The organism is Nonomuraea sp. NPDC003201 (genome assembly GCF_053590415.1).
This window is the reverse complement of sequence record NZ_JBSFTC010000175.1, coordinates 1-23,232: the sequence shown is the minus strand read 5'-3', so window position 1 is coordinate 23,232 and position 23,232 is coordinate 1. Positions and strand designations below refer to the sequence as shown.

Annotated in this window: 19 protein-coding genes and 2 pseudogenes; 9 read left to right on the top strand and 12 right to left on the bottom strand. The window is 71.9% G+C overall.

Annotated features, from left to right (window positions below; genetic code table 11):
* Positions 1–287 precede the first annotated feature (287 nt).
* The 3 genes and pseudogenes from ACWDX9_RS40040 to ACWDX9_RS40030 all read right to left on the bottom strand — a co-directional run.
* Positions 288–1,226 carry a YceI family protein gene (locus ACWDX9_RS40040; protein ID WP_449963862.1) on the bottom strand — a complete coding sequence of 313 codons (939 nt, stop codon included), beginning with the start codon at positions 1,224–1,226 and terminating at the stop codon, positions 288–290.
* A gap of 54 nt (positions 1,227–1,280) precedes the next feature.
* Positions 1,281–1,892, bottom strand: coding sequence for an MSCRAMM family protein (locus ACWDX9_RS40035; RefSeq protein WP_449963865.1), 612 nt, complete (start codon positions 1,890–1,892; stop codon positions 1,281–1,283).
* Between the two features lie 207 nt (positions 1,893–2,099).
* Positions 2,100–3,563 (bottom strand): annotated as a pseudogene (locus ACWDX9_RS40030) (MFS transporter); the annotation flags it as partial.
* A 163-nt stretch (positions 3,564–3,726) separates the two neighbouring features.
* Here ACWDX9_RS40030 and ACWDX9_RS40025 point away from each other — a divergent pair.
* Entirely contained in the window at positions 3,727–4,377 is a 651-nt protein-coding gene (locus ACWDX9_RS40025; protein ID WP_449963859.1) for a TetR/AcrR family transcriptional regulator, read from the top strand.
* Between the two features lie 189 nt (positions 4,378–4,566).
* On the top strand, positions 4,567–5,892 hold the full coding sequence (locus ACWDX9_RS40020) for a phytase (protein WP_449963857.1): 1,326 nt from the start codon (positions 4,567–4,569) through the stop codon (positions 5,890–5,892).
* Positions 5,893–5,941: 49 nt separating this feature from the next.
* Here ACWDX9_RS40020 and ACWDX9_RS40015 read toward each other — a convergent pair whose 3' ends face one another.
* Positions 5,942–7,099, bottom strand: a complete 1,158-nt coding sequence (locus tag ACWDX9_RS40015) for an alkaline phosphatase PhoX (RefSeq protein ID WP_449963854.1) — start codon at positions 7,097–7,099, stop codon at positions 5,942–5,944.
* Between the two features lie 180 nt (positions 7,100–7,279).
* Here ACWDX9_RS40015 and ACWDX9_RS40010 point away from each other — a divergent pair, with 180 nt between their 5' ends.
* Positions 7,280–7,852, top strand: coding sequence for a hypothetical protein (locus ACWDX9_RS40010; protein WP_449963852.1), 573 nt, complete (start codon positions 7,280–7,282; stop codon positions 7,850–7,852).
* 138 nt (positions 7,853–7,990) lie between these two features.
* Positions 7,991–8,323 carry a hypothetical protein gene (locus ACWDX9_RS40005; RefSeq protein WP_449963849.1) on the top strand — a complete coding sequence of 111 codons (333 nt, stop codon included), beginning with the start codon at positions 7,991–7,993 and terminating at the stop codon, positions 8,321–8,323.
* 17 nt (positions 8,324–8,340) lie between these two features.
* Here the strand turns inward: ACWDX9_RS40005 and ACWDX9_RS40000 are convergent, their stop codons facing one another.
* The 5 genes from ACWDX9_RS40000 to ACWDX9_RS39980 all read right to left on the bottom strand — a co-directional run bounded on the left by ACWDX9_RS40000 (position 8,341) and on the right by ACWDX9_RS39980 (position 13,517).
* Positions 8,341–9,129 carry an N-acetylmuramoyl-L-alanine amidase gene (locus tag ACWDX9_RS40000; protein WP_449963847.1) on the bottom strand — a complete coding sequence of 263 codons (789 nt, stop codon included), beginning with the start codon at positions 9,127–9,129 and terminating at the stop codon, positions 8,341–8,343.
* Between the two features lie 27 nt (positions 9,130–9,156).
* Positions 9,157–9,813 (bottom strand): response regulator, encoded by a 657-nt coding sequence (locus tag ACWDX9_RS39995; RefSeq protein WP_449963844.1) that lies wholly within the window; start codon positions 9,811–9,813, stop codon positions 9,157–9,159.
* Positions 9,810–11,066: a sensor histidine kinase gene (locus ACWDX9_RS39990; RefSeq protein ID WP_449963841.1), complete on the bottom strand. Its 1,257-nt coding sequence runs from the start codon at positions 11,064–11,066 to the stop codon at positions 9,810–9,812. The genes ACWDX9_RS39995 and ACWDX9_RS39990 overlap by 4 nt, the downstream gene beginning before the upstream one ends.
* 55 nt (positions 11,067–11,121) lie before the next feature.
* The gene (locus tag ACWDX9_RS39985; protein ID WP_449963839.1) at positions 11,122–12,753 is read right to left on the bottom strand and encodes an FAD-binding oxidoreductase; all 1,632 of its coding nucleotides are present in this window, start codon (positions 12,751–12,753) and stop codon (positions 11,122–11,124) included.
* A gap of 74 nt (positions 12,754–12,827) precedes the next feature.
* Entirely contained in the window at positions 12,828–13,517 is a 690-nt protein-coding gene (locus ACWDX9_RS39980) for a DUF2306 domain-containing protein (RefSeq protein WP_449963836.1), read from the bottom strand.
* 301 nt (positions 13,518–13,818) lie between these two features.
* Between ACWDX9_RS39980 and ACWDX9_RS39975 the strand changes: the two genes are divergently transcribed.
* Positions 13,819–14,796, top strand: a complete 978-nt coding sequence (locus tag ACWDX9_RS39975) for an arabinan endo-1,5-alpha-L-arabinosidase (protein ID WP_449963833.1) — start codon at positions 13,819–13,821, stop codon at positions 14,794–14,796.
* On the opposite strand, the gene ACWDX9_RS39970 is transcribed toward ACWDX9_RS39975, so the two are convergent.
* Both ACWDX9_RS39970 and ACWDX9_RS39965 read right to left on the bottom strand, forming a co-directional pair.
* On the bottom strand, positions 14,790–16,871 hold the full coding sequence (locus ACWDX9_RS39970; protein WP_449963830.1) for a beta-galactosidase: 2,082 nt from the start codon (positions 16,869–16,871) through the stop codon (positions 14,790–14,792). The genes ACWDX9_RS39975 and ACWDX9_RS39970 overlap by 7 nt on opposite strands.
* Before the next feature lie 56 nt (positions 16,872–16,927).
* Positions 16,928–17,914 (bottom strand): LacI family DNA-binding transcriptional regulator, encoded by a 987-nt coding sequence (locus ACWDX9_RS39965; RefSeq protein ID WP_449963827.1) that lies wholly within the window; start codon positions 17,912–17,914, stop codon positions 16,928–16,930.
* 384 nt (positions 17,915–18,298) lie between these two features.
* On the opposite strand from ACWDX9_RS39965, the gene ACWDX9_RS39960 reads away from it, so the two are divergent.
* Genes ACWDX9_RS39960 through ACWDX9_RS39945 form a run of 4 tightly spaced genes read left to right on the top strand, consistent with a single transcriptional unit; the run spans position 18,299 to position 23,093 of the window.
* On the top strand, positions 18,299–19,210 hold the full coding sequence (locus ACWDX9_RS39960) for a carbohydrate ABC transporter permease (protein ID WP_364248966.1): 912 nt from the start codon (positions 18,299–18,301) through the stop codon (positions 19,208–19,210).
* Positions 19,207–20,124: a carbohydrate ABC transporter permease gene (locus ACWDX9_RS39955; protein ID WP_449963824.1), complete on the top strand. Its 918-nt coding sequence runs from the start codon at positions 19,207–19,209 to the stop codon at positions 20,122–20,124. Before ACWDX9_RS39960 ends, ACWDX9_RS39955 begins: the two co-directional genes overlap by 4 nt.
* A 23-nt stretch (positions 20,125–20,147) precedes the next feature.
* Positions 20,148–21,503: an ABC transporter substrate-binding protein gene (locus ACWDX9_RS39950; RefSeq protein WP_449963822.1), complete on the top strand. Its 1,356-nt coding sequence runs from the start codon at positions 20,148–20,150 to the stop codon at positions 21,501–21,503.
* A 60-nt stretch (positions 21,504–21,563) separates the two neighbouring features.
* Positions 21,564–23,093 carry a hypothetical protein gene (locus ACWDX9_RS39945; RefSeq protein WP_449963819.1) on the top strand — a complete coding sequence of 510 codons (1,530 nt, stop codon included), beginning with the start codon at positions 21,564–21,566 and terminating at the stop codon, positions 23,091–23,093.
* On the opposite strand, the pseudogene ACWDX9_RS39940 reads toward ACWDX9_RS39945, so the two are convergent.
* A pseudogene (locus ACWDX9_RS39940) lies at positions 23,040–23,232 on the bottom strand (dipeptide/oligopeptide/nickel ABC transporter ATP-binding protein); the annotation flags it as partial. The gene ACWDX9_RS39945 and the pseudogene ACWDX9_RS39940 sit on opposite strands and share 54 nt — an antisense overlap.

Here is a 23,232-nt window from a genome sequence, read left to right as displayed (position 1 = left end):
AACCGGCAGATCGGAGCAAAGACACTCACCGTCGAGGTCAGGGTTTGATTGAGTCAGACCCCACCAGGAACGCCTGCCCTTCTAGTCTCACTGGGGTTGTTGATGACGAGGATCTCCGCGGTCGACGTGATCGGTTGGAGCGTGTGGGGCACCAACCGGGGCGCGTAAATGCAGGCGCCGTGCACGTCGCGCTTGTCGCCCGCCCGGCCACGCCGCTGGACACCCGGGCGGCACGGTCCGCGGGCCCGCCCGTCGTCTGCCTGTCTGGTACTGCAGGAAACTCTCGCTTAGGGCAGGGACGCCCCCTGCACGGCCTGGATGTCCAGCTCCACCTTCAGCGTCGACCCGATCAGGTTGACCCCGGCCCGCACGACCTGGTTGTACGTCATCGCGAAGTCCTCGCGGCGCAGCTCCGTCCCGGCCCGGAACGCCGCCCGCAGGCCGCCCCACGGGTCGGGGCCGGTCCCGAGGTAGGCCAGGTCGAGGTCGACGGGCCGCTGCACCCCCGCGAGCGTCAGCGTCCCGTGCACGATCCACCGGTCGGGGCCCGCGGGCGTGAGCCCGGTGCTGCGGTAGGAGATCATCCGGTACGCGGCGGCGTTCAGGAAGTCGGCCGAGCGGAGATGGTCGTCCCGGGTGCCGTTCCCCGTCTCGATCGAGGCCGCCACGATGTCGGCGGCCACCGACGAGGTCTCCGGGTCCGTGCCGACCTCGATCCGCCCGGCGAACTGGGTGAACCGTCCCCGTACGGTGCTGAGCCCCAGATGCTGGGCGGTCGCCGCGATCGTGCAGTGGGCCGGGTCGAGTGTCCAGATCCCGGGCGGGGGAAGGTCGACGCCGCCCTGCCGGGCCAGCACCACCGTGCCCAGCTCGGCGGCGCCGGACCCGGTCGCGATGGCCGTCATCGCGGCCGGTGTGTATCCGGCCGCGGTGGCGACGGCCGTGTAGACGCCGGGCGCCAGCGGGCCGGTCGACACGACGCCCTCGGCGTCGGCCTCGGCCCGCGCGACCTGCTGCCCGGTCAGGTCGGTCACCGTGACGATCGCGTGCTGCACGGCCCACCCGTCCTTGGTGCGGATCAGGGCGTGCAGGCCCCGGCGGCCGGCCGGGGCGCCCCGCTCGCCGTGTCGGCCTGCCGGAGCGCTCTGAGGGCTCCCCGGGGCGCTCCGCTCGGTCTGCCGGCTTGCCGTGGCGTTCCGCCCGGCCTGCTCTTGGCTGGTGTACATGGTGCTCCTGCTCTCCCTGCTCGTCCCTTCGGGCGGTCGTCGCGGTGTCGGGTGTCAGTCGGCGTGGACCAGCCACAGGTCGCGGTCGTCGTCGTCGCGGCCGTTGATGCTCACGGTGTCGGCCACGGGCGGGTATCCGGTGGCGATGAGCGTGTACTGGCCGCCGGTCAGGTCGGCGAAGGCGTACGCGCCGTCCTCGCCGGTCGTCGTGGTGCCGACCACGTTCCCGGCCGCGTCCAGCAGCGTCACCCGCGCGTCGTTCAGCGGGCCGCCGTCGCCCACCCGTACGGTGCCGCGGATCCGGGCGCCGGGCCGCAGCTCGACGTCCTGCCTGGTGTGGCCGGCGCCGGCGACCTCGACCGGGACGGCGGCCGGGCGGAAGGAGTCCGCGCTGACCGCGAGCGTGTAGCCGCCCGAGGTCACGCCGGACAGGCTGTAGGAGCCCTCCCCGTCGGTCGCGCCCGTGGTGACGACCTCGCCGCGGACGTCGGTCAGCACGACGACCGCCCCGGACACCGGCTTGCCCTCCAGGTCGCGCACCACCCCGGTCAGCTTGTTCGAGCCGGTGAGGATCAGGTTGAAGTCGACCGGCCGGTCGCCCACGACGAGGGTGGCCACCTGCGGGTCGCGTTCGGCGGCCGACGCGATCAGGACGTAGGTGCCCATGCCGGGCGTCCAGATGGCGTACCCGCCGTCGGCCAGGGTCACGGCCCGGGAGAGCTGGTGGCCACGCGAGTCGATCAGCGTCAGCGTGGCGTGGCCGACCGCGTGGCCGTCGTCGCCACTGACGATGCCGCGGATCTCGACGCCGCCGTCCGGCGCGTCCGTCCAGGCGGTGCCCACCGCCGCGTACGCGGGCTCGGCCACCTGCGCGGGCCCCTGCGCGGAAGGCGCCGGAGCTGCGGCGTGCGCCGTGGCGGGGGCGGCGGCGCTCCGGCGCGGGAGGAAGGCGGCCAGGACGAAGGCGAGGAGGGCGGCTCCGGCGCCGATGCCCATGACGACGCGGAAGCCGTCCTCGGAAGGGAGGGCGACGGGACCGAACGTGGTGGTCATCTGCGACAGGACGACGCCCGCCACGGCGCTGGAGACGGAGGTGCCGACGGCGCGCATGAGGGTGTTGAGACTGTTGGCGGCGGCCGTCTCGGACACCGGCACGGCCCCCATGACGAGGGCGGGCATGGAGGCGTACGCGAATCCGATGCCGGCCCCGATGATGCAGGAGACCAGGACGAGGTGCCAGAGCTCGGACATCAGCCCGATGTTGAGCGCGTAACCGGCGGCGACGATGACGGCGCCGATCATCAGGGTGACCTTGGGCCCCTTGGCCGCGGACAGGCGGGCCGAGAGCGGCGCCAGCACCATCATCACCAGGCCGGACGGCGCCATCACCAGGCCCACCGCCAGCATCGACTGGCCCAGTCCGTAGCCGGTGGCCTCCGGCAGCTGCAGCAGCTGCGGCAGCACCAGGGACATGGCGAACATCGAGAAGCCCATCATGGTGGAGGCGAGGTTGGTGAACAGCACCTGACGCCGCGCGGTGGTGCGCAGGTCCACCATGGGCTCGCGGATGCTCAGCTCCCACCAGCCCCACAGCAGCAGCACCACGACCGCCGCGGCGAACAGGCCGATCGTGAGCGGATCACCCCAGCCCCAGCTGGCACCCTTGGAGATCGCCAGGAGCAGGCACACCAGCGCGGCCGACAGCCCGACGGCGCCAACCAGGTCGAAGCGCCCGCCGCTGCGCACCGCGGACTCGGGCACGAGGGCCAGCACCAGGACCAGGGCCACGACGCCGAGCCCGGCCGCGGTCCAGAACAGCGCGTGCCAGTCGGCGTTCTCGGCGATGAGGGCGGCGGCGGGCAGGCCCAGTGCGCCGCCCACGCCGAGCGAGGCGCTCATGAGCGCGGTCGCGGAGCCGAGCCGTTCGGCGGGCAACTCGTCGCGCATGATGCTGATGCCGAGCGGGATCACGCCGGAGGCCAGGCCCTGCAGGGCCCGCCCGACGATCATGGGCGTCAGGGAGTCGCTGAGTGCGCACACGACCGACCCGGCGACCAGCAGGATCAGACTGAACAGGAGCATGCGCCGCTTGCCGAACATGTCACCCAGCCGTCCCACCACCGGTGTGGCGACCGCGCTGGCGAGCAGGGTGGCGGTGATCGCCCAGGTGGTGTCGGACGCCGGGGCTCCCAGGAGCTTGGGCAGCTCGGGAACCAGCGGGATCACCAGGGTCTGCATCAACGACACCACGATCCCGGCGAAGGCGAGCACCACCACGAAGGTGCTCGACCGCGGGGGGTCGGCCGCGTGGGCGCGGCGGGCGGGGATGTTGGCCATGCGAGGTCTCCGTTGCGGGGTTGAGGGAAGCAAACGACGAGGTATTAGTAAATCAGTCGCTTGACTTAAGGCTAACAGCGTCGATTTACTGAACACAACCGACGGTCAGGCCCCCGAAGGAGGTCCTCGTGAGCAGGCGTGACGTTCCGGTACGGTGGTGCCGATGACCGGCAAGACCGTACGCGCCGAGCGCGCCGGAATGACCCGCGAGCGGATTCTCGCGGCGGCGGAGCAGCTGTTCGCCGAGCACGGCGTGCTCGCCGTCTCCAACCGCCAGGTCAGCGAGGCCGCCGGGCAGGGCAACAACGCGGCCGTCGGCTACCACTTCGGCACCAAGACCCACCTCGTACGCGCGATCGCCCGCAAACACGCCGAACCGGTCGAGCGGATCCGCGAGCGGATGGTGGCCGAGCTCGGCGACTCCGCCGACGTGCGCGACTGGGTCGCCTGCATGGTGCGCCCGGTCACCGAGCACCTGGCGGACCTCGGCTCCCCCACCTGGTACGCCCGCTTCGTCGCCCAGGTGATGACCGACCCCGCGCTCCGCGCGATCATGGGTGACGAGACCCGCTCCTCCCCCTCGCTGCGGCAGACCGTCGAGGGGTTCAACCGGTGCCTGCCCGAGCTGCCCGCCGAGGTGCGGGCCGAGCGCGGCGACATGGCCCGCCAGCTGATCGTGCTCACGTGCGCCGACCGCGAGCGCGCGCTCGCCGAAGGCGCCCCCACACCCCGCGCCACCTGGCACGACGCCGCGACCGGGCTGATCGACGCGCTCGTCGGGATGTGGCTCGCGCCCGTCACGCGCGAGCCGTGACTCGCCGGAACGGCGCCCGCCGGTAGACCTCGCCGACGGACAGGTGATCAGGCGCGTCGTCCACCGGCGACAGGCCGGTCCCTGAGGGGCAGCGTCTCGATTTGGGCGGAAGTTCCGGTTCGGTTCATGGTCCGGTCGGCTTCGCTCATGAGGATCAAGGCAGCAAGATTCCTTGATGAGGAGAAGTAGATGCGCCCCCTGACCTCGCTGGCGTCCGCAGCGCTGACGATCGGCCTGTTCGGTGCCCTGGTCCCACCGGCGACCGCGCAAGACCTGCCCGCCGTCGAACCGCGGATCGAGACCCCGCCACTGTTCGACGACGAGGCCGGCGGCAACGCCAACGGCGACGACCCGGCGATCTGGGTCCACCCCGCCTCTCCGGCGGAGAGCCTGATCGCGACCACCGCCAAGGAGGGCGGTCTTTACCTGTACGACCTGGACGGCAGGCAGCTCCAGCACCTGCCCGCACCGGCCGCGCCGGGTCAGGACGACGAGCCGGGCCGGCTGAACAACGTGGACGTCGTCTACGGGCACGCGTCCAAGGCGGGCCGGTCGGATGTCTTCGTCGCCTCCGACCGTGGTTCCGACAAGCTGCGCGTCTACCGGATCATTCCGGCGAGGGCGGGCCAGAACCGGCAGCCGCTCACCGACGTCACCGACCCCGCCGCGCCGTTCATCTTCAACGCGACGCAGGCGGAGGTGAACGACGCCGAGACCGTGTACGGCCTCGCGACGTGGAAGCGGGGCTCGGGCACCTACGTCCTGGTCAGCCGCCGGCACACCACGCGGCTCGCACTGCTGAAGCTCACCGACGCCCCCGGCGGCAAGATCGGCTACACGACGCTCCGGACCATCGATCTCCCGTCGAGTTTCACCCTTCCGAACGGCCAGAGCTGGAGCCCGTGCGACGAGCCCGGCGTGGGCCCGCAGATCGAAGGCATGGTCGTCGATGCCCAGACCGGCACGCTCTACGCGGCCCAGGAGGACGTCGGCATCTGGCGCATCTCCGGCGATCTCACCGGCTCACCGGAGCTGGTCGACCGGGTCCGCGAGTACGGCGTACCGGCCACCTACGACCCCGCCACCGAGGAGTGCTCCCCCGGAACCGACCCCGGATACGGCGGCGACCACCTGACGGCGGACGCCGAGGGCCTGACCATCTATTACGGCAAGGACGGCAAGGGCTACCTGATCGCCTCCAGCCAGGGCAGCGACACCTTCGCCGTTTATGACCGCAGTGGCGAGAACGCCTACCTCGGCTCCTTCCGCGTCGGCGAAAGCGGCGGCATCGACGGCGTGCAGGGCAGCGACGGGACGATGGTGATCAACGTGCCGCTCGGCCGCCGCTTCCCCAAGGGCCTGTTCGTCACCCACGACGGCGCCAACACCCCCGAGGCGACGGATCCTGAGGGCGAGGTGCGCGAGAACACCAACTTCAAGTATGTGAAGTGGGACGACATCGCTCGCCGCCTCGGGCTGGACGTCGACGTCACCGGCTGGAACCCGCGCGGCTGACGTGAATGGGTCGCCGGATCACTCCGGCGACCCATTCCGCCTTTCCGGGTCAGGTCCGGAACGGGCCGGTCACGCAGTAGGTGATGCCGCCGGACGACGACCCCGAGGTGCCGCGCTGGGAGGAGAAGTAGAGCCGGTTGCCCGCGGGGTTGAAGGCCGGGCCGGTGATCTCCGACGAGCTCTGGCCGCTGATCCGCAGGAACGCGGAGATCTTGTCGTCGGGAGTGATCAGGCAGATCTCCATGTTGCCGCCGTCCTCGGCCACGTACAGGTCGCCGTAGGTGGAGCCGGTGACGTTGTCGACACCGGTGAGCGGCGGGGTGCCGGGGCTGACGAGGCTGTCGTCATAGGCGAGTTCGTAGGTGTTGCTGGTCAGGTTGACCTGCCACACCCGGTTGTCGCCCTTCGTGGTGAACCAGACCGTGTCGTCGGCGTAGTGGCAGCCCTCGCCGCCGTTGAACGACTTGGAGCCGGACACCTGGCTGCGCGTCGCCGTCGGCGAGCCGTCCGGGTCCGGGACGTTCGCCCAGGTGAACGAGCCCGACGTGGCCGATCCCGCCACCAGCACCTGGAGGGTGCCGGAGGACAGGTCGCCCCACGCCGTGGGGACGAACCGGTAGAAACGCCCGTTGGTCTCGTCCTCGGTGAGGTAGATCACCTGCCGTACGGGGTCGGCCGCGGCGGCCTCGTGCTTGAAGCGGCCCATCGCGGGCCGCTGCACGGCGGTGCCGCCGAACGGGTAGGTCTCGTAGACGAAGCCCAGGCTGACCTCCTCGCACGACAGCCACGTGTTCCAGGGCGTCTTCCCGCCCGCGCAGTTCTGCCGGGTGCCGGACAGGATCCGGTTCGCCGAGGTGACGGCTCCGCCGGAGTCGAAGCGGATGGCCGAGGCGCCACCGCCGGGGTTGATCTCGGAGTTGGAGACGTAGATCCAGCCGCTGCCGTCGGCGAAGCAGGCGCCTCCGTCAGGGGCGTTGTGCCAGGTGTAGGACGTGCCCGGGACGGACTGGCCGGAGCGGGCGATCACCTGGCTGGTGAAGCCGGCCGGCAACTGGATGCCGTTGGCGTCGGCGGCCTGCAGCGGGCCGTAGGGACCGGGGGCGTTCTGCGCCGGTGCGGCCAGGGCGGCGCCCTGCCACAGACTGCCGGAGAAGGCGACGGTGCTCGCGCCGAGCACGGTCGCGCGCAGGAAATTACGGCGTTCCATCGACGAACCTCCTTGAGGGGGTGCGGCCACGCCGACAGTATGTCGATCAAACCGACATTGGCCCGTCAGAGAAGTTAACGGGAATAGTGCGCTGGATCACATTCCCGTGCCCGACGTGGCGTCGCACCCGCCGATGGTCTGAACTGGGGTGGGTACAGCCGTTACGACAGAGAAAGGCCGATGACCGCGGGCCGGGTCGACATCATCGAGCAGGGCCCGCGCAGGCCACGCCGGGCAGGGACCGCGGTACCGGCCGCTCTCGCGGCGGTGTCGCTCATCGGGTCGCTCATCGGGTCGCTCATCGGGTCGCTCATCGGGATTCTCACGAGCCGGGACACGAGCCGCCCCACACCACCAAAGCCGGAGCCGGTGCGCGAGGCGGTCACGGTGAATCCCAACGCCGTCTACCCGGAGGCGAGCGGGACGGGCGGGACCAGGACGTTGCGGGTCACGTTCCCCGACGGGTCGCGGGCGGAGGTGACCTACCCGGCCGGTCTCAACCTGGCGTCGCTGGGGGCCCGGCCGTACACCAGCGGCACCCTCACCGGCGCCGGGAAGGGCGAGGCGTTCCGCTCCCTGACCGCCCCGCTGTACGGCGAGGCCGAGACCGCCGCCGGCCGGCCGATGATCCGCCGCCTCACCGGCGACGTCACGCTCTGGCCCGGTCCGCTCGGGTGTACACCGCCGGCCCCGTCCTGCTCTTCGCGTTCGGCGACTGGCGGATCGCGTTGCAGGACGAGCGGGCCGGGATGACCTTCGAACAGCGGCGGGCCTGGGCGCGGAACCTGCGCGGCACGCTCACCCCCGACGGCTTCCTCACCCTGTCGGCCGGCGGGCCGCTGCGCCTGTCGCGCGGGCTTCTATCTGGCAGCCTCGGGCGACGAGAGCTTCGTGCGGAGCGCGCTCCGGGACGTCCGCGTCCGGGCGGCCGTGGACGCGCAGGGCCGCCGGATGCCCACCCACCAGGCCCGGGTCGACTTCACGCGCATCGGCCCGGCCGCCTTCCTGGGCGGCTTCAACCCGGGCAAACCAGGCAGCGTCCACAAGCCCTACCTGGACACCGAGGCGGGGGTGAACCGGGTCTTCATCCGGGCCTCCCGCACGCCCGGCACCATCGCTCTGCGCGCCACCGCCACCGGCCTGACCGCCGCCACCGCGAGCGTCACGTCCGTCCCGTTCGCCGTGACCGCCGGCCTGACCACCCAGCTGCCCGCCACGTACTGACCGGCACCGCGACCGAGTCAGGCGCCGGTGAGATAGTTCTTGATCCCGTTCGCCAGCGAGCCGGCGATGCGCTTGCGGAAGGCGACGTCGGTCATCTTGGCGGCGTCGCCCGCGTTGCGCATGTTGCCGCACTGGATGAACACGACCGGCCGCGTCGACAGGTTGAGCCCGCCCAGGTCGGTGCGCGACCGCAGGCCGTCCTCGCCTCGGTAGTTCGCGTACGGCATGCCGGTGCCGTCCCGGTACGCGTCGCGGATCGCCAGCCCGAGCTTGCGGGACGGCTCGATGACCTCGTCGTTGCGCCCGGCGATCAGTCCAGGGGTGATCACGTGGAACCCACGCCCGCTCGGCTTGCCGCTGTCGCCGTGGATGGACACCACCGCGTCCGCCCTGGCGTCGTTCCCGATGGCCGCCCGCTCGGTGACGCAGGGACCGATGCCCTCGTCGTTGCTCCGGGTGAGCACGACCCGGGCGCCCATCGTCTCCAGGAGCGGCCTGAGGTGCTGGGTGACGCTCCAGGCGAAGGCGTTCTCCTCGTACCCGTCGGCGGTCTTGAAGCCGACGGCGTTACAGGCCTTGCTCTTGGTGATGATGTCGACCTGGCGGTCGACCTGATCGGGGTGCGCGGCGTTCCCGCCGTTGTGCCCGGGATCGAGGACCACGACCTTGCCCGCCAGTGGCCCCTTGCCCGTGCCCGGCGGCGCGGGCAGGCCCGCCCCGCCAGGGGCCGGCGCGGCGCCACCGCACCCACCGGACAACGCGGCCAGTACGGCGAGTGCCACGAATCCAGGTCGATGAACGCGCATGATCCGACCGTATCCGGCGATGACCCGTCACAACCGGGGATTCCGTGGGATGAGCAGCCCCCGGTTGAACGCCTCGGTGACGGCGGCGGCGCGGTCGTTCACCCCGAGCTTGGCGTAGATGTTCAGCATGTGGGACTTGACGGTGGCCTCGGTGAGGAACAGCTTGGCCGCCGCCTCCCGGTTCGTGGCTCCGGCCGCCACCAGTTGCAGCACTTCGACCTCGCGCGGGCTGAGCGGCCCCGGGGCGGGCCGGCGTACCCGGCTCATCAGCAGGGCCGCCACCGACGGCGCGAGCACCGCCTCGCCCCGGGCCGCCGCCCGGACCGCGCGCAGCAGCTCGTCGCGGGGAGCGTCCTTGAGGAGGTATCCGGTGGCGCCGGCCTCGATCGCGGGGAGCACGTGGCTGTCGGTGTCGTACGTGGTCAGCACCAGCACGCGGGCCTGACTTCCCCGCTCTGCGAGCTCCCTGGTCGCGCTCACCCCGTCCATGCCGGGCATCCGCAGGTCCATGAGGATCACGTCCGGACGCAGGGCCTGGGCCAGCCGGACCGCCTCGGCCCCGTCGGCGGCCTCGCCGAGCACCTCGAACTCCGGGTCGCGGGCGAACATGCTGGCGAGCCCGTCCCTGACCACCGGATGATCGTCCACGATCAGCAGCCCGATCGGGTCGGCGGGGCCGCTCACGCGTTCACCTCCGCCCGCTCGGCGGGGACGCGGGCCGAGATGCCCGTGCCGGCGCCCGGCTCCGACTCGACCTGCAGCGTGCCGGACAGGCTCTCCATCCGCTGCCGCATCGCGATCAGGCCGAACCCGCCGCGATCGGCCCGGAAGCCGTCGGCGGCGTCCAGCAGCGCCGGGTCGAAGCCGCCGCCGTCGTCGCGGACGTCCAGGGCCGTCTCGTGCTCCAGGTACGACAGCGTCACCCCCACCCTGGTCGCCCGCGCGTGCTTGGCCACGTTGGCCAGGGCTTCCTGCGCGATCCTGAGCAACGCGGCCTCCGCCTCCGGCCGGATCGGCCGCGCCGTACCGGTCGTCGTGACCTGGACCGGGATCTCGTGCAGCGCCGACCAGCGCTCGGCGACGCCCGCCAGCGCCTCGCTCAGCATGGCCGATCGCAACGGTTCGGGACGCAGCGCGTGCACCGACCGCCGCGCCTCCGACAGGCTCTCCCTGGCCAGCTTGGTCGCGGCGGCGACGTGCCCGCGCCAGGCCGCCGGGTCGTCGCCGGCGTGCTCGGCCGCGCGCAGCTGGCTGACGATGCCGGTCAGCCCCTGCGCCAGGGTGTCGTGGATCTCCCGCGCCATCCGCTGCCGCTCGTCCTGCACGCCGGCGTTGCGCGCCTGCGCCAGCAGCCGTTCGTGCAGGGCCGCGTTCTCGGCCAGCGACGCCGCCAGCCTGCGGTTCGCCTCGCGGGCCTCCTGGAGCGCGCGCTCCCGCTCCTCGTTCTGCCGGGCGCCGCGCCGGGCGAACCAGGCGAAGGCGCACATGGGGAGGGCGTTCGCGGCCACGACGGCGGCGTAGGTGGCCAGACCGGCGGCCGTGGTCTTGTCCACGCCGTACGCCTGCGCCGTGCCCGCCACCACCGCCACCGCGCCGACGCCGGCCGGCTGCCACGGCCAGCGCAGGAGCCGGAAGGCGTAGACGTACCCGGCGGGGGTGAAGGCCCCGAACCAGGGGTCCCTGATCGCCAGGATCGCCATGAGCAGGATCAGCACCGCGCAGAACATCGCCATCACCGGCGCCCGCTCGCGCCAGGCGGGACGGAGCGTGAAGACACCCAGCATCCACGCCGCCATCAGCGCGCACAGGACCAGGTCGACGATCAGGGACTCGCCCGCCGAGCCCTTGATGGCCACGGTGACACCGGTCAGCAGCGCCAGCAGCGCGTACGGCCCGGCGGTCAACGCCACGGACCACCGTGTCGGCGGATCGCTCATCCGCGTCCTCCTCCCCGGTGCCTGCCCCCGGCGGACAATCTAGCCCGGATGCCGGTCAACCGGCCTGGGGAGGTTCGACGGCCAAGGCGTGCCGGAAGACGTTGCGCGGGTCCCACCGGGCCTTCACCCGCTGCAGGCGCGGGTAGTTGTCCTTGTAGTAGAGCGTCTGCGCGGGCACGCCCGAGGTGTTCCACGCGGGGTCGGCCAGGTCGGCGTCCGGGTAGTTGATGTAGGAGCCGTCATTGACCTCGCCGGGCACGTGTACGCCGCCGGTGCCGGCGTACACGTCGCGGTAGAACTCGCGGACCCAGGCGAGGTTGGCCTCGTCCTTCTTCTCCTCGTCCCAGATCGTCTGGTAGACCGCCTTCATGACCACGTCGCGCTGGGCGATCGCGGTGGCCCCGGGCGCCACCGCGCGGACCTGCCCGCCGTAGCCGACCAGCAGCATGCCGGCGCCCGGCCCGCCGGTCTCGTTCTCCAGGTTGCGGTAGACGGCCGCCAGCTGGGTCTCGGTGAACGAGCGGCGCAGGTAGCCGGCCTTGATCTTGTACCGCCGGGTGATCACGTCGCCCGGCTCGCCGCTGCCCGGCCAGGTCATCCGGTGCAGCCACGGCATCGTCCGCCGCTGGTCGTACACCGGGGTGAGATCGACCCCGTCCGTCACCGCCGACACGAAGCCGGTCACCATGTCGTCGGCGCCGGGCAGGTCCGCGTCGATCTGCGCGACCAGCATGACGGTCCCGCCGGAGCGGTGCGAGGGCTGGAGGAGCCCGTACAGCCCGGCGTAAGGAGAGCCGGGGGCGCTGTTGCGCTTGTGCCAGGTCCCGAAGTTGCGCATCAGCCCGGTGAGCGCCTGCTCGGTCATGTGCTCCCAGGACCAGATGACCACGTGCTGCACCATCCGCCGCGGCGCCGGGGGCAGCAGCCGGGACGGGTCGGTGCCGGTCGCGCCGGGCGAGCGCAGCCAGTACCGGGTGACCACGCCGAAGTTGCCGCCGCCCCCGCCGGTGTGGGCCCACCACAGGTCGTGGTTCGGGTCGTCCGGGTCGCGGGTGGCGACCACCGCGCGGGCGGTGCCGTCGCGGTCGACCACCACGACCTCCACGCCGTACAAGTGATCCACCACCGAGCCGTACCGCCGGGACAGCGCCCCGTACCCGCCGCCCGCGAAGTGCCCGCCGGCGCCCACCTCCGGGCAGCTGCCGCCGGGGATCGTCACGCCCCAGCCGGTGAGCAGCGTCCGGTACACGTGACCGAGGGTGGCGCCGGGTTGCACGGAGAACGCCCGCCGGCCGGCGTCGTAGCCGACCGCGTCCATCGGGGACAGGTCCAGCAGCATCCGCACCGCCGGGTCGGCGGTGAAGTTCTCGAAGCAGTGCCCGCCGCTGCGCACGGCGACCCGCCGGCCGGACCGCACCGCCTCCTGCACCGCGCGCACCACCTGCTCGGTCGACCCGGCCACGCGGATCTCGTCCGGGCGGCCGACGAAGCGAAAGTTGTTGCCGCGCAGCAGCTGGTCGTAGCGGATGTCGCCCGGACGTACGGTCACCGGCCCGAACGCCTCCGGCGCGGCCTGGGCCTCGGCGTCGCCCGTGCCCAGCAGGGTGACCGCCGCGGCGCCCGCACCGGCGAGCACCCCACGACGGCTCACCGCCGCGCCCGTACTTCCCTCGCTCGCTTCTGGCATGTGTTCTCGCTCCTTCCGACTGGCTAGGGGTCGTCAGCCTCTCAATCCGGCAGCGAGCCACACATCCGTCCATGTCATGAATCGGCGGCTGAGCCCCTCACCCCACCGATCGGCTGATCCGCCCCGCCGACCGGCTGACCGGGGGCCGTCCTGCGGATGGCCCATTCGGCCACGGCGAGGTTGATGCCCCAGGCCAGGGCGTGGAGCAGGGCCCGAGTGACGCCGTAGGGATCGGCGCCCGTGGCCGCGTACCAGGCGGACAGGACCACGGCCTGCGTGCCCGCGCCCATGGCGAGGGCGTACGCGCGGATCATCCAGGCGCGGTGCCGGGCGACGTCGCGGCGCAGGATCGCGGCGAAGCCGAGGACGAGGGAGCCGGCCATGGCCGAACCGGCCACCAGCCGGAAGACGGTCAGGAGCCCGGCGTCGCCGGCCGGAAGGTCGGAGAAGAGGGTCATCCACAGCCCGGCGAGGGCCGCGACCAGACCGGCCGGCACCAGCACCCGCCCGGCCGCCCGATGCCAGGCGGGCCTGCGGCGGCGGAAGCCGGGCGCGAACTGGAAGGCGCCCAGGACGCTGTAGACGGTGACGCCGGCGATGTGCAGCAGCACGGGCGCGGGGGCGGCGATGAAGCGGGCGTTGTCCGGGGTGATGGCGGCGCCGCCGGCCAGCTCGGCCGCGCGGATGGCGCCCGCGATCACGGGGACGGCGCTGAGGACGAGCAGTCCGGCGGGGATGAGCCGGCCCGCCTTCGTGTGGGTCATGGCTCGATGGTGGCAATCGCGAGGGTGCCGGTTCATCGGCGTAAGGGCTCGTGCTGGTTCGGCCTTTCGGCCGCCGGCGGGGTAGTACTTTCGGCCCTCGGACCGATGGGAGCGCCGTACGGGCGCACGCTGCGCCGCCTGCGCGAGCTGGCCGAGCCGCCCTCGTCATGAGCGGCGCGCGGGTCGGGTGTGAAAGTTTCAGGCGCCCGACCTGCGAGGGCGGCAGGCGTGCTTGACACCACTCATGTGACCGGTAACCCTGACGGTCGCAGTCAAGCCCCCCAACCGCCGAGGTCACGTCATGTGGAAACGAGCTCTCGTCGCCCTCCTGCTCGGCGCCGCCGCGGTACGGCCCGAGCCCGTGCCCCTGGCCACGCCGACCACTCCCCCGGCGGCCTATCCCAATCCCGGGCGGGTGACGGGCGACATCGGCGTGCACGACCCGAGCGTGGTCAAGCGCCCCGACGGCTCCTACCTGCTGGTGCACACCGGCGACAACATCACGATCAAGACCTCGACCGACCGGACCGCCTGGCACAACGCCGGCGTGGTCTTCCCCGGCGGCGCGCCGTGGACCACGTCGTACACCGGCGGCAGCGCCAGCCTGTGGGCGCCCGACATCTCCTACCGCAACGGGCGCTACTACCTCTACTACTCGGCGTCGACGTTCGGCTCGCGCAATTCGGCGATCTTCCTGGCCACCAGCACCACGGGCGCGTCAGGCTCCTGGGCCAACCAGGGCATGATCATCTCGACCACCTCGTCGAGCAACTACAACGCCATCGACCCGAACCTCGTCGTGGACGCCCAGGGCCGCTGGTGGCTCTCCTTCGGGTCGTTCTGGACCGGGATCAAGCTCGTCCAGCTCGACCCCGCCACCGGCAAGCGCCTCGGCACCTCGATCACCGGCCTGGCCCAGCGCACCGGCACGACCGCGATCGAGGCGCCGTTCATCTTCCGGCACGGCTCGCACTACTACCTGTGGGTGTCGTTCGACGCCTGCTGCCAGGGGGCGAGCAGCACCTACCGGATCATGGTCGGCCGTTCGAGCAACGTCACCGGCCCGTACGTGGACCGCAACGGCGTCGCCATGACCTCGGGCGGCGGCACCCAGGTCCTGGCCGGGCACGGGAGCGTGCACGGGCCGGGCCACCAGGCGGTGGTCCCCGACAGCGACGCCGAGGTGCTCTACTACCACTACTACGCCGACAACGGCGCGCCCCTGCTGGGGATCAACCTCCTCGGGTACGACAGCGCGGGCTGGCCCTTCGTCTACTGACCCGCCACGGATCGCAGCACGGCGACGCCCGAGGGCGGCAGCGTGACGGACTCGACGTCCTCGCCGGAGAGGGCGTCGGTCCACTCGCCACCGGGGGTGACGTCGTGCTTCTCGCCGGTGTGGTTGAGCAGGATCAGGAAGCGGCGGCCGGCGCCGGCGCGCACGCTCGCCTGGACCCCCGGAGGCAGCCCTTCGACGGCGGGCGTGACGCCCGCCTCGGCGAGCGCCCGCGCGAGGACCGCCCGCATGGCGGGCTCGTCGAGGCGGGTCGACAGGTAGCGGGCGGTTCCGTCGCCGAAGTCGTGCCTGGTCACGGCCGGGCGGCCGTCGGGACCGTCGAAGACGACCTCCGGCTCGGCCCCGGTGAGGCGCAGGTCCTCGCGCCACAGGTCGGCCGTCCCCTCGAGGTGCGCCAGCGCACCGCAGCCCCGTACGGGGAACGTCTCGTGCTCGGCCGCCGGCCAGAACTCCTCGACCCGCACCCCGAGGACCTCACGCAGCGGCGCGGGATAGCCGCCCAGGTGGACGCGGTCGTGCTCGTCCACGATGCCGCTGAAGAACGAGACGACCAGCGCGCCGCCGCCGGCGACGTACGCCGAGACGCGCCGCGCGTCCTCGCCCGCCAGCAGGTACAGGTTGGGCACGACGACGAGCCGGTAGCCGGTCAGGTCGGCCGACGGCGGCACCACGTCCACGCCCGCGCCGAGCTCGAACAGGGGTCCGTAGTGGTCGAGCAGGCGGTCCTGCTGGCGCACGCCGTCGGAGGGGTGGGAGTCGAGTTCGAGCGCCCACCAGCTGTTCCAGTCGAGCAGGATCGCCACCTGGTTGCGCACCCGCGTGCCGGCCAGGTCGGGCACCGAGGCCAGCTCCCTGCCGAGCGCCACGATCTCGCGGTAGACCCTGCTGTCGGCGCCCGCGTGCGGCACCATGCCGGAGTGGAACTTCTCGGCGCCGCCCCGTGACTGCCGCCACTGGAAGTAGAGGACCGCGTCGGCGCCGTGCGCGACCGCCTGCCAGCTCCACAGCCGCATCTGGCCCGGCTGCTTGACGGCGTTCCTGGCCCGCCAGTTCACCGCGCTCGGCGCCTGCTCCATGAGGATCCACGGGTCCCCGCCGCCGGCGCCGCGCATCGTGTCGTACACCAGGCCGGGGCCGAGGTGCGGCCGCTCGTCGTGGGGGTCGGGGTAGGAGTCGACCGCGACGACGTCCAGCCCGGGAGCCCAGTCGAAGACGTCCACAGCCTTCAGGCCGGCCAGGAAGTTCGTGGTGATCGGCACGTCGGGGGTGACGCGCCGCAGGATGCCGGCCTCCAGGTCGTAGCAGGCGCGCAGCGCCTCGTTGCCGAAGCGCAGGTAGTCGAGCTGCTGGGCCGGATTGGGGTACGTCGGAGCCACGCGGGGCGGCCGGATGTGGTCGAAGGTGGCGTAGCGCTGCGCCCAGAAGTCCGTCGACCAGGCGTCGTTCAGCGCCTCGATGTCGTCGCCGTACCGCTCGCGCAGCCAGCGGCGGAAGTCGTCCGCCGACACCTCGCAGTAGCAGGCGGGGATGTGGCAGCCGTACTCGTTGCCGACGTGCCACAGGCCGAGGGCCGGGTGGCCGCGATAGTGCTCGGCCAGCCGCTCGGCCAGCAGCGCGGCGCGTTCGCGGTAGACCGGGCTGGACGGGCAGAAGTGCTGCCGCCCGCCGGGGCCGAGCACGGTCCCGTCGGCGGTGACCGGCAGGATCTCGGGATGCTCGTGGACCAGCCAGGGCGGCGGCGAGGCCGTCATGGTGGCCAGGTCGGCGGTGATCCCGTGCGCGTGCAGGTCATCCAGGACCTGGTCGAAGAGGGAGAAGTCGTACGCGCCGCGCGCCGGCTCCACGCGGGCCCAGCCGAACACGCCGACGGTGACGAGGTTCACCCGGGCCTCGGCCATGAGCCGCAGGTCCTCCGCCCTGGTCTCGGCCGGCCACTGCTCGGGGTTGTAGTCGCCGCCGAAGGCCACGCCGCCGAGCCGGCGCCGGAGCCGGTCGGCCGGTGACGGGGCGCCGGCGGTCCCGGAGACCGGGCTGACATCGCGAGGAACGGCGTTCATCGTCGGCGCGGCGGCCTCACGGGGGCGAGGTCCGCCGCTCCTCCCTTCTTTCTGGGTCACGAACGGGGCGGCGCGCCGGTGCTCTGCCGGACGACCAGCTCGGGGGCGACGAAAGCGGTGGCGGACGGGGCCGCCCCGGTCTCGATCTGGCCGATCATGAGCGCCACGATCTTCTCGGCCACCACGTCGAAGTCCTGGCGGACGGTGGTGAGCGGCGGGGAGAGGTAGGCCGACTCGTCGAGGTCGTCGAAGCCGGCGATGCTGACGTCCTCGGGGACGCGGTGACCCGCCTCGATCATCGCGCGCATCACGCCGAGGGCCATCTGGTCGTTGGCGGCGAAGACGGCCGTCACGCCGGGTCGTCGCGCCAGCTCGCGGCCCGCCTTGTATCCGCTGGCCGCGCTCCAGTCGCCGAACAGTAACTGCGGAGTGGCGGCCCCCGCCTCCTTGAGGGTGGCGTGCCAGGACTCGGCCCGGCGCCGCGCGGCGTAGGAGTCTTCGGGCCCGGCGACGTGCCAGACGCTCTCATGACCGAGGTCGAGCAGGTGGCGGGTGATGAGCCGGGCGCCGAGGGCCTGGTCGGTGTCCACCATGGGGTGGCGGTGGCTGACGTCGCCGTCGGCCATCACGACCGGGACGCCCGGCGGCAGCCGGAGCGACGGGGTGTCGAGGATCTGCGCCTCGATGAGCACGATGCCGTCGACCGCCTGCACCGTGAGCTGGTCGAACGCCTCGTGCACGGCCTGCTCGGTCTGCGACTCGACGGCGATCATGTTCACGGTGTAGCCGGCGCGCTGCGCCGCCCGGGTGACGGCGTCGACGGTGCGGGCGTTGCCGAAGCTGGACAGCCCGAAGCTGATCAGGCCCAGGGTGCGGAACTGGCCGGTGACCAGGGCACGCGCGGCGGTGTTGGGCCGGTAGCCGAGGACCCGCATGGCCGACAGCACGCGCCGGCGGGTCTCCTCCTCGACGTTGCTGCGGTTGTTGACCACCCGGGAGACCGTCTGGCTGGAGACCCCGGCCATCGCGGCGACGTCGGCCATGGACGGCCGTCTGCGCGAGCGTCGTCCCGCCGGTGATTCCTGGGTCGTCCCGTCCAACTGCCACCTCTGATCGTCCGATGCTCTCGCCAGATGTTTACGTAAACATGCCTCAGTCGTCAATGGCTGCGGGAGGTCGACATAAAAGACCACCAAATCGCCACGTATGTTAACTGACGGTTACCTATTGACATGATCCTGCGGCGGCTCCAGACTACGGGACACCTTCTTCATGTTTACGTAAACACACGATCATCGCAGCTACCGCAGCGGGCAGACCCACGGTGGCGCAGGTAGCAGCGCGGCTCATCCGCCGCAGATGGCCCCCGACAAGGAGAGCTCAGTGCCAGTATTCGTGGCAGCGCGAACATCGCAGAGGAGCACGACATGACCGCGCGGGCCGCGCGGCCCGGCCTCGGCCGGCCGCTCCTGCGCCTGCGGGTCGCCGGCTACGCCTTCTTCCTGCCGTTCTTCGTGGTCTTCCTGGTCGCGGTGGTCGCGCCGCTGGCGTACGCGATCTACCTCAGCTTCTTCCAGGACCGCCTCATCGGCGGCACGGTCTTCTCCGGAGTGGCCAACTACACCCGAGCCCTGGGCGACGCGCTGTTCGGGGCGGGCCTGCTCCGCGTGGCGCTCTTCCTGGTCGTGCAGGTGCCCGTCATGCTGCTCATCGCCCTGGGGTGCGCGCTCGCCATCGACAGCGGCCGGCTGCGCTGGCCGTCGCTGTTCCGCATCTCGATCTTCATGCCGTACGCGGTGCCCGCCGTGGTGGCGGCCCTCTTGTGGGGCTACATGTACGGCGACCAGTTCGGCCTGGTCGGCCAGATCGGCGACGCGCTCGGCGTCACGGCCCCCGACCTGCTGTCGCGCCCCTGGATGCTGACCTCCATCGGCAACATGGTGACCTGGGAGTACGTCGGCTACAACATGATCATCCTGTACGCCGCGCTGCGGGCCATCCCCGAGGAGCTCTACGAGGCCGCCGAGATGGACGGCGCGGGCGCCATCCGCATCGCCTGGAGCATCAAGCTGCCCGCCCTGCGCCCCGCGCTGCTCGTGGCGACGATCTTCTCGATCATCGGCAGCTTCCAGCTCTTCAACGAGCCGAACATCCTGCAGAAGCTCGCGCCCGCGGTGATCTCGACCGGCTACACGCCCAACATGTACGCCTACAACCTCGCCTTCAACGGCCAGCAGATCAACTACTCGGCCGCCGTCGCCGTGGTCCTCGGCCTCGTCACCGTCGTGGTCGCGTACGCCGTGCAGCTCATCACGGCGAGAAGGGAGCAGACCCTGTGACCGGCCCTGTGACCGGCCCTGTGACCGGCCCTGTGACCGGCCCTGTGACCGGCGTCCCCAGGCGCCGCAGGAAGAGCGTCACCCTCACCGTGATCATGCTGGTGATGTTCGCGTACGCGGTGCTCCCGCTGTTCTGGCTGCTGGCCAACGCCAGCAAGAGCAGCGGCGACCTGTTCTCGACCTTCGGGCTCTGGTTCGGCGGGGACTTCCACCTGTTCGCCAACATCGGCGACACCCTGAGCTACCAGAACGGCATCTTCCTGCGCTGGTTCGGCAACACCGTGCTCTATGCCGTGGTGGGCGCGGGCGGGGCCGCCCTGCTGGCCACCCTCGGCGGGTACGCCCTGGCGAAGTACGACTTCCCGGGCCGCAAGCTGCTGTTCGCGATGGTGCTCGGCGCGATCTCCATCCCGGGCACGGCCCTGGCGGTGCCGACGTACCTGCTCTTCAGCCAGGTCGGGCTCGTCGACACCCCGTGGGCGGTGCTCATCCCGGCGCTGTGCAGCCCGTTCGGCCTCTATCTGATGCGGGTCTACGCGGCCGACGCCGTGCCCGACTCGATCCTGGAGTCGGCCCGCATCGACGGCGCGGGCGAGTTCAGGATCTTCCGCACCATCGCCCTGCGGCTGCTGGCCCCCGGGTTCGTCACGGTGCTGCTCTTCGCGCTGGTCGCGACCTGGAACAACTACTTCCTGCCGCTGATCGTGCTGAACTCGCCGGACTGGTTCCCGCTCACCGTCGGGCTGAACCAGTGGAACGCCCAGGCCAACAGCGGGACCTCGGGCGCCGGCGACGCCAGCTACCAGCTCATCCTGACCGGCAGCCTGCTGTCCATCGTGCCGTTGATCGTCGCCTTCCTGGTGCTCCAGCGGTACTGGCAGTCGGGCCTGGCCACCGGAAGCGTCAAGCAGTAACCCCCCGTGAGTGAGGAAACATCATGAGAAGACATGCGATGACCGCCGGTGTCGCCGCGGCCCTGTCGCTGGCGCTGGCCGCATGCGGTGGCGGTTCTGGAGGGGGCGCCACCGCACCGGCCGCCGCCCCGAGCGCGACGGCGGCCGTTCAGGACGCGCTGAGCAAGCCGGCCGAGCTGACGTTCTGGACCTGGGTCACGGGGGTCGAGAAGACCGTCGCCCGCTTCCAGGCGAAATATCCGAACATCAAGGTCAACGTGGTGAACGCGGGGCAGTCCGCCGACCAGTACACCAAGTTGCAGACCGCGATCAAGGCCGGCTCCGGCGCGCCCGACGTGGCGCAGGTCGAGTACTTCGCGCTCCCGCAGTTCGCGCTGGCCAAGCAGGTCGTCAACCTGGCGGACTACGGCGCCGCCTCGTTGAAGGACAAGTTCGCTCCCGCCGCGTGGGGCCAGGTGGCGATCAACGGCGGCGTCTACGGCATTCCGCAGGACACCGGCCCCATGGCGATGTTCTACCGCAAGGACATCTTCGACAAGCTGAAGATCAAGCCCCCGACCACCTGGGCCGAGTTCGTGGACGCGGCCAAGAAGATCAAGGCCGACAACCCGGACAACTTCCTCACGAGCATCGACCCCGGTGACGCCGGCGGCGTGGACAGCATGATCTGGCAGGCGGGCGGCGCGCCGTTCAAGACCTCGGGCGAGAGCTCGGTCAGCGTCACGCTGTCCTCCGACCCCGGCGTCAAGCAGTGGGTCAGCACCTGGACCACCCTGCTCGGCGAGAAGCTGGTGGATCCGCAGCCCGGCTGGACGGACGAGTGGTGGAAGGGCATGGGCTCCGGCAAGTACGCGGCCTGGCTGACCGGCGCCTGGGCCCCGAACGGCATCATCAACTCCATCCCCAAGACGAAGGGCAAGTGGGCGGTCGCCCCGATGCCGCAGTTCGACGCGGCCAAGCCGATGAACTCCGAGAACGGCGGCTCGTCGGTCGCGGTCATCCCGCAGAGCAAGAACATCCCGGCCGCCGTCGCCTTCGCCGAGTGGCTCAACTCCGACCCGGAGGCCGTCAAGTCGCTGAACTCCGAGGCCGGGCTGTTCCCCGCCACGAAGGCGCTGCTCGACGACCCGGCCTTCCGTGACGCGCCGCTGGACTTCTTCGGCGGGCAGAAGATCAACCAGGTCCTGGGCGACGCCTCGGCCGTCGTCAACCCCGGCTGGCAGTACCTGCCGTTCCAGGTGTACGCCAACAGCGTCTTCAAGGACACCGTGGGCCAGGCCATCGACGGCGGCGGCGACCTGGCCGGCGCGCTGAAGGCGTGGCAGGACCGCATCACCGCCTTCGGCACCGAGCAGGGCTTCACGCTCGCCAGCGGCTGACCCGGCAAAGCGGGCGGCCCGGCGGAATGCCGAGCCGCCCGTTTCTTTATGATCGGACCCGTGCTGTCCGCTCTGGAACGCGAGATCCGCGAGGTCGCGGCGAGCGACGAGCCGCTGCCCGGCCTGCCGTACACGTCCTTCCGCGAGTACGGGCGCACGGGAGAGCGGCTGGGCTATGAGCGGCGCTACTTCGGCCGCCGCGCCAGGCTCGCGGCCCTGGCCCTGCGTGATCCCTTGGGGGACGCGCTCGACGACGTGGTGTGGGCGACCTGCGACGAGTACACGTGGGTGCTGCCCGCCCACCGGTCGATGCCCGTCGACCTGTTCGCCTGCGAGACCGCCCACACGCTGGCCGAGCTCGCCGGGCGGGTGGACCCGGTGGTCGGCGAGCGGGCCCGCGCCGAGGTCGGGAAACGGGTCCTCGACCGGTTCCTGGACCCGCGTCCCATGGAGTGGGAGGGGTTCGGCAACAACTGGGAGGCGGTGTGCGGGGGCGCCGCCGGGATGGCGGCGCTCGCCGTGCTGGACGACCCCGAGCCGGTGCTTGAGCGGTGCCGGGTCGCGATGCGGCGGTTCCTGGACGGGTACGGGGACGACGGCGGCTGCGTCGAAGGCGTCGCGTACTGGGTCTACGGGTTCGGCTACTTCGTCTACTTCGCCGAGGCGCTGCGCGAGCGCACCGGGGAGGATCTGCTCGACCATCCCAAGGTGGCCGCGATGGCCGCGTTCCCGCACCGGGTGCGCTTCGCCGACGGCGGGCACGTGCCGTTCTCGGACACCACGGACGACCCGTTCCTCCCGGCCGGCCTGCTCACCAGGCTGGCCGAGCGTTTCGGCACCCCCGGGCCGGACGCCGTCCCCTCCTTCCACGCCGACCACTGCTACCGGTGGGGCCACCTGTCCAGGACGCTCGCCTGGTACCGCCCGGTGCCGTCACGGCCGGTGGAGACCACCAGCTACCTGCCCGACCTGTCCTGGGTGGTGGACCGGGGGGAGCGCGGCCACGGCTTCGCGGCCAAGGGCGGGCACAACGACGAGCCGCACAACCACGACGACCTCGGCCATTTCGTCCTCAGGGCCGGCGGCCGCAACGTGCTGGACGACCTCGGGGCCGGCGAGTACACGCGGGACTACTTCGGCGACCGGCGCCACACCTTCCTGCATCCCTCGGCGGAGGGCCACTCGCTCCCGGTCGTCGGCGGCGTCCCCCAGCGCGGCGGGCGCGCCGAGGTGCTGGAGTACGCCGAGACGCCCGACGGCCTGACCTTCGCGCTCGACCTCAGCTCCGCCTACCCGTCGCCCGTGGTCCGCCGCTTCCGCTGGCACCGGGACGGCCGGCTCGACCTGCGTGACGAGTTCACCGGCGACGTCCCGGTCGAGGAGGTGTTCATCAGCCGGATCCGCCCCGAGGCGCGCGGCGACCGGGTGAGCTGGGACGGCCTGGTCACCCTCGACCATCCCGGGTTCGCGGCGACGGTCGAGACGCTCGCCACCCGCGACCACCACGGCCGCCCCGACACCGTCCACCGCCTGCGGCTACACGTCCCGCCCGGCCATCCGGCCGTCGACCTCCGCTTCACGTGCCATTGACCCCACCCCGGCGAGGGTGAGCTCGGCCGCGTGGTGGCAGGCCGCCCGCCGCTCGCCGTACGCGCGCAGGTCGGGCACGTCGGTGCGGCACAGCTCGGCGCGGACGTGCGCGCACCGGGTGTGGAACCGGCACCCGGGC

Coding starts and splice junctions, on each gene's coding strand:
- ACWDX9_RS40040 (WP_449963862.1), bottom strand. CDS start 1,226: ATGTACACCAGCCAAGAGCAGGCCGGGCGGAACGCCACGGCAAGCCGG.
- ACWDX9_RS40035 (WP_449963865.1), bottom strand. CDS start 1,892: ATGGGCACCTACGTCCTGATCGCGTCGGCCGCCGAACGCGACCCGCAG.
- ACWDX9_RS40025 (WP_449963859.1), top strand. CDS start 3,727: ATGACCGGCAAGACCGTACGCGCCGAGCGCGCCGGAATGACCCGCGAG.
- ACWDX9_RS40020 (WP_449963857.1), top strand. CDS start 4,567: ATGCGCCCCCTGACCTCGCTGGCGTCCGCAGCGCTGACGATCGGCCTG.
- ACWDX9_RS40015 (WP_449963854.1), bottom strand. CDS start 7,099: ATGGAACGCCGTAATTTCCTGCGCGCGACCGTGCTCGGCGCGAGCACC.
- ACWDX9_RS40010 (WP_449963852.1), top strand. CDS start 7,280: ATGACCGCGGGCCGGGTCGACATCATCGAGCAGGGCCCGCGCAGGCCA.
- ACWDX9_RS40000 (WP_449963847.1), bottom strand. CDS start 9,129: ATGCGCGTTCATCGACCTGGATTCGTGGCACTCGCCGTACTGGCCGCG.
- ACWDX9_RS39990 (WP_449963841.1), bottom strand. CDS start 11,066: ATGAGCGATCCGCCGACACGGTGGTCCGTGGCGTTGACCGCCGGGCCG.
- ACWDX9_RS39985 (WP_449963839.1), bottom strand. CDS start 12,753: ATGCCAGAAGCGAGCGAGGGAAGTACGGGCGCGGCGGTGAGCCGTCGT.
- ACWDX9_RS39980 (WP_449963836.1), bottom strand. CDS start 13,517: ATGACCCACACGAAGGCGGGCCGGCTCATCCCCGCCGGACTGCTCGTC.
- ACWDX9_RS39975 (WP_449963833.1), top strand. CDS start 13,819: ATGTGGAAACGAGCTCTCGTCGCCCTCCTGCTCGGCGCCGCCGCGGTA.
- ACWDX9_RS39970 (WP_449963830.1), bottom strand. CDS start 16,871: ATGAACGCCGTTCCTCGCGATGTCAGCCCGGTCTCCGGGACCGCCGGC.
- ACWDX9_RS39965 (WP_449963827.1), bottom strand. CDS start 17,914: ATGGCCGACGTCGCCGCGATGGCCGGGGTCTCCAGCCAGACGGTCTCC.
- ACWDX9_RS39960 (WP_364248966.1), top strand. CDS start 18,299: ATGACCGCGCGGGCCGCGCGGCCCGGCCTCGGCCGGCCGCTCCTGCGC.
- ACWDX9_RS39950 (WP_449963822.1), top strand. CDS start 20,148: ATGAGAAGACATGCGATGACCGCCGGTGTCGCCGCGGCCCTGTCGCTG.